The sequence below is a fragment of the Microcoleus sp. B7-D4 genome (genome assembly GCF_036705125.1).
In the GTDB taxonomy this organism is placed as follows: domain Bacteria; phylum Cyanobacteriota; class Cyanobacteriia; order Cyanobacteriales; family Microcoleaceae; genus Microcoleus.
In genome coordinates this window covers 10143-14347 of record NZ_JAUBTT010000077.1, presented here as the reverse complement: position 1 = coordinate 14347, position 4205 = coordinate 10143, and the positions used below count along the sequence as shown (strand labels likewise).

The following is a 4205-nucleotide window of genomic DNA, read 5'->3' as shown; positions in this document are numbered from 1 at the left end:
AGCAACAGGCAAGATGCCTGTTCCACAAAGAGTTATTTTTTTTGGTGGGGTTTTCTCCTGTCAGCAACAGGCAAGATGCCTGTTCCACAAAGAGTTATTTTTTTTTGATGGATCGACATTACCAACATAACTTTTTTCCAAAAAGGCGGCAAGTGCGGTATGATGTGATTTCGCGATCGGTTCTAGCGGGGAGCAGCCGTTAGAGGAAACGGGGAAAGTTCGGTGCAAGTCCGGCGCTGTCCCGCAACTGTAATGAAACCGTTGTGGTTTCTCAAGTCAGAATGCCCGCCGATATCTAACTCACTTTTGAACGCATCTGCGAGGTACGGATGATGGATGGAATTAACACGGCTGTACGCACAAAGCACAGTCTATTTGTTTGCACTGCTTGCGCTAGTGTTTGGAAAAACGGCAAGCGCGAAGGTAAAAGCGGCGGTCAACAATTTATGGAAAATTTGTCGCAACTCGCTAAAGATTGGGAGTTTTCTGATAAGTTTGAGATTCAAGAGGTTGAGTGCATGAGTGCTTGCAGTCACTCTTGTGCGGTGTCTTTTGCTGCTGTTGGAAAGTACACTTATCTGTTTGGCGATTTACCAGCAAATGAGTCGGAAAGCGTCGAGGCTGTACTCGAATGCGCGGGTCAATACTATGCTAAACCGGACGGTTTGTTGCCTTGGTCTGAGCGTCCTCAAGCTCTGAAAAAAGGTGTTTTAGCAAAGATTCCACCACTGGTAAATTAGAGTTTTTCTTGTTCCTAGGATCGGCCCATTGGTGACAACTTAACGTCAAACCGGCCCTCCTGCCCTCCGGCAGCAGTCCGGCAGGGGTTGAAACCCCTGCCTCAAAGCTAAAGTCCTCTGAAGAGGACTGAAGAACTCATTAGTCCTCTTCAGAGGACTTTAGCTATCAGCCAGGGAATTCATTCCCTGGCGGACGGTCGGCTTAAGTTGTCACCAATGGGTAGAGCTTGGGAACTAGAAAACGAGAGATTCCCCTTCACCAACAACAACAAAATTATCAATGCACAAAATCCCTGTTACTGTCATCACTGGTTTTCTTGGTAGCGGCAAAACTACCTTAATTCGCCACTTATTGCAAAATAATCAAGGTCGCCGCATTGCTGTTCTGGTTAACGAATTTGGCGAAATCGGAATTGATGGAGAACTGCTGCGCGATTGCCAAGTTTGCGATGAAGAAGAAAATGTCAGCAGCAATATTGTTGAACTAACAAATGGTTGTCTTTGCTGCACTGTTCAAGAGGAATTCTTGCCGACTATGCAGGAATTGTTGAAGCGCAGAGAACAAATTGATTGTATCTTAATTGAGACTTCTGGCCTCGCACTTCCTAAACCTTTGATTCAAGCTTTTCGCTGGCCGGAAATTCGGACGGGTGCTACTGTAGACGGTGTTGTTGCTGTTGTCGATTGCGAAGCTATTGCTAGCGGTACTTTTGTCGGTGATATTGATGCTTTGATGGCACAGCGACAAGCTGATTCTAGTTTAGATCACGAAACTCCGATCGAGGAATTGTTTGAAGACCAGTTAGCCTGTGCCGATATGGTACTTTTAACGAAGGTCGATCGCGTAGATGCTGAAACTCACAAGAAAGTCCAAAGCTGGTTGCAACAAGAGTTACGTCCGAGTGTAAAAATTGTTCCCTGCAAAAGTGGCGAAATTAACCCCGATGTGCTAATGGGATTTAATGCGGCGGTTGAGGATGATTTGGAGTCTCGTCCGAGTCACCACGACACTGAGGAGGAACATGAACATGATGATGATATTAACTCGACTTACTTTATTGCCGATCGCGAATTTGAACCGGAAGCTTTGGTGAAAAAACTGCAATCGTTGATGCAGCAGGAGGAAATTTATCGGATTAAAGGGTTTGTGGCGGTTCCCAAGAAACCGATGAGGATGGTGTTGCAAGGTGTGGGTTCACGGATAGAATATTTTTACGATCGTCCTTGGCAACCTTCCGAAGTCCGCCAAACCAAATTAGTGCTGATCGGTCGGGAACTCAACTCTGCTAAAATACAGTCATTTTTGTAGTTGAATGCGGGCGATCGCTTTTTTTGAGAAAGGGCGATCGATCTGCAATCATTCTGCACTCGATACTGTTTCTAACGTCAAAATGCCGATCGATTTATTAACAACTAGCTGCATCCTATCTAACCATTGCGAACCGATTAAAATCTCCGGGAGTTCCTCTCCAACATGAACCGGAATAACAAACTCTTGACCGTCAATAATTACTCGACCTTCATAGAGGTCAAATAAAGCATCTCCCCGCGCTGTAGCCAGCTTGAATTTAGATTTAACTAACGGCCACTCCAAAGCCTCCATATCTTGAAAATTAATTGCCAGATAGCCTGCGGTAAAACCTGTATCTAGCATTACTTCCACTGGAAAAATCTCGCCATTAGATGCAATCAACTCTATCTCAAAAAACAATTCTCCGTTTTCCCCAAACCAACCTGATATCATATTCTGCCACAGGTTCCTGTTTCATTGAGGCGAAAGGTTGTTAACATCACATTTTTATCGCCATACTGTTCCTTAATTTTTTGGACAATGCCTAACAGTTTGGGGTCAATTAAGTATTCTTCGCTGTCCGGCTCTATCGCAATAAACCAATTGTAATACTCGTCGATCAGTTTCGGGCGAATTCGCTCAAATATTGCTCGACCGCGCAAACCGAGTTCAGTTCTTTCTGCTTTGCGCCTTGCTAATTCTTCGGGTGGTATAGTTTGTTCGGGAGAGATTCTATTCCGCAGCGCTTTTCGCTTTTCTGATAGCTGAGTCATGGTGTTTTTTAGATTAAATGTATAGATTGATTTATGATAGCCCACAAGTATTATTTTGTCTATTTTTCCTACAACCAGCCCTTAAAGTCTCCAGCGAACTATTTATTAACATTTTGTAATATTCTTGCTACTAGCAGCTTGTCTGGTGTACAATAACGATAATGGTTATCATTGTACAATAATCGAGGTCAAGTATGGTGAGTGCTGGGGCGATCGAATCAGTTCCTGTTACCGTTCTCACAGGCTATTTAGGTGCAGGCAAAACTACGCTACTGAACCGCATTTTAACACAGGAACACGGCAAAAAAGTTGCAGTCATCGTCAACGAATTCGGCGAAGTAGGCATCGACAACCAACTGATAATTGATGCCGACGAAGAAATTTTTGAGATGAACAACGGCTGCATTTGCTGTACAGTCCGAGGCGATTTAATTCGGATTATCGGCAACTTAATGAAGCGGCGAGACAAATTCGATCACATAGTCATCGAAACCACAGGTTTAGCCGACCCCGCACCAGTAATTCAAACCTTTTTTGTAGACGAAGATATGCGGGAAAAATTACTGCTAGATGCAGTTGTCACCGTAGTCGATGCCAAGCACATCTGGCAGCACTGGGACGCAGACGAAGCTCAAGAACAAATTGCATTCGCCGATGTAGTTTTGCTCAACAAAACTGATTTAGTGACTGAGGAAGAATTGGCAGAATTAGAAAGGCGAATTCGCGCCATGAATGCAATGGCAAAAATTCACCGCACCCGCAACGCTGAATTAGCAATGGATGCTTTGTTGGGCGTTAAAGCATTTGATTTGAACCGGGCATTAGAAATAGAACCAGACTTTTTGGGCGAACACACTCACGAACACGACGAAACAGTAACTTCCGTAGCAATAGTCGAATCCGGTGCTATTGATGGCAACAAATTTAGCGATTGGATTGAGGAATTGTTGCGAACTCAAGGCCCGAATATCTTTCGGACAAAGGGCATTTTGAATGTCGCCGGAGACAACAAGCGATTTGTTTTTCAAGGAGTACACATGGTGTTCGATGGCCGACCGGATAGACCTTGGAAAGCTACCGAAACTCCGAAAAATGAGCTTGTATTCATCGGCCGCAACTTAAACGAAAATCAATTGCGAGAGGATTTTCGTAGATGTCTGGTTTAACTGACATCTTGAAGCATTTTTAATAAGCTTTTTAGGAACAGGCAAGATGCCTGTTCCACAAGATGAAAATTCATCTTTTGTGGGATGGAACAGGCAAGATGCCTGTTCCACAAGATGAAAATTCATCTTTTGTGGCACGGGCATCTTGCCCGTGGAAGGGAACAGGCAAGATGCCTGTTCCACAAGATGAAAATTCATCTTTTGTGGGATGGAACAGGCAAGATGCCTGTTCCAC

5 protein-coding genes and 1 riboswitch are annotated in these 4205 nt (G+C 44.3%); of the genes, 3 read left to right on the top strand and 2 right to left on the bottom strand.

Annotated features, from left to right (window positions below; genetic code table 11):
* Positions 1-160 precede the first annotated feature (160 nt).
* Positions 161-307: riboswitch (cobalamin riboswitch) on the top strand.
* A 22-nt stretch (positions 308-329) separates the two neighbouring features.
* Positions 330-740 (top strand): DUF1636 domain-containing protein, encoded by a 411-nt coding sequence (locus QUB12_RS26530; protein ID WP_333241503.1) that lies wholly within the window; start codon positions 330-332, stop codon positions 738-740.
* A 280-nt stretch (positions 741-1020) separates the two neighbouring features.
* Entirely contained in the window at positions 1021-2049 is a 1029-nt protein-coding gene (cobW, locus tag QUB12_RS26525) for a cobalamin biosynthesis protein CobW (RefSeq protein WP_333143490.1), read from the top strand.
* A 48-nt stretch (positions 2050-2097) separates the two neighbouring features.
* On the opposite strand, the gene QUB12_RS26520 is transcribed toward cobW, so the two are convergent.
* Positions 2098-2484 (bottom strand): aspartyl protease, encoded by a 387-nt coding sequence (locus QUB12_RS26520; RefSeq protein WP_333143491.1) that lies wholly within the window; start codon positions 2482-2484, stop codon positions 2098-2100.
* Positions 2481-2804, bottom strand: coding sequence for a hypothetical protein (locus tag QUB12_RS26515; RefSeq protein WP_333107053.1), 324 nt, complete (start codon positions 2802-2804; stop codon positions 2481-2483). Before QUB12_RS26515 ends, QUB12_RS26520 begins: the two co-directional genes overlap by 4 nt.
* Before the next feature lie 194 nt (positions 2805-2998).
* On the opposite strand from QUB12_RS26515, the gene QUB12_RS26510 reads away from it, so the two are divergent.
* Entirely contained in the window at positions 2999-3970 is a 972-nt protein-coding gene (locus QUB12_RS26510) for a GTP-binding protein (protein ID WP_333143492.1), read from the top strand.
* The last annotated feature ends 235 nt before the right edge of the window (positions 3971-4205 follow it).

Coding starts and splice junctions, on each gene's coding strand:
- QUB12_RS26515 (WP_333107053.1), bottom strand. CDS start 2,804: ATGACTCAGCTATCAGAAAAGCGAAAAGCGCTGCGGAATAGAATCTCT.
- cobW (WP_333143490.1), top strand. CDS start 1,021: ATGCACAAAATCCCTGTTACTGTCATCACTGGTTTTCTTGGTAGCGGC.
- QUB12_RS26510 (WP_333143492.1), top strand. CDS start 2,999: ATGGTGAGTGCTGGGGCGATCGAATCAGTTCCTGTTACCGTTCTCACA.
- QUB12_RS26530 (WP_333241503.1), top strand. CDS start 330: ATGATGGATGGAATTAACACGGCTGTACGCACAAAGCACAGTCTATTT.
- QUB12_RS26520 (WP_333143491.1), bottom strand. CDS start 2,484: ATGATATCAGGTTGGTTTGGGGAAAACGGAGAATTGTTTTTTGAGATA.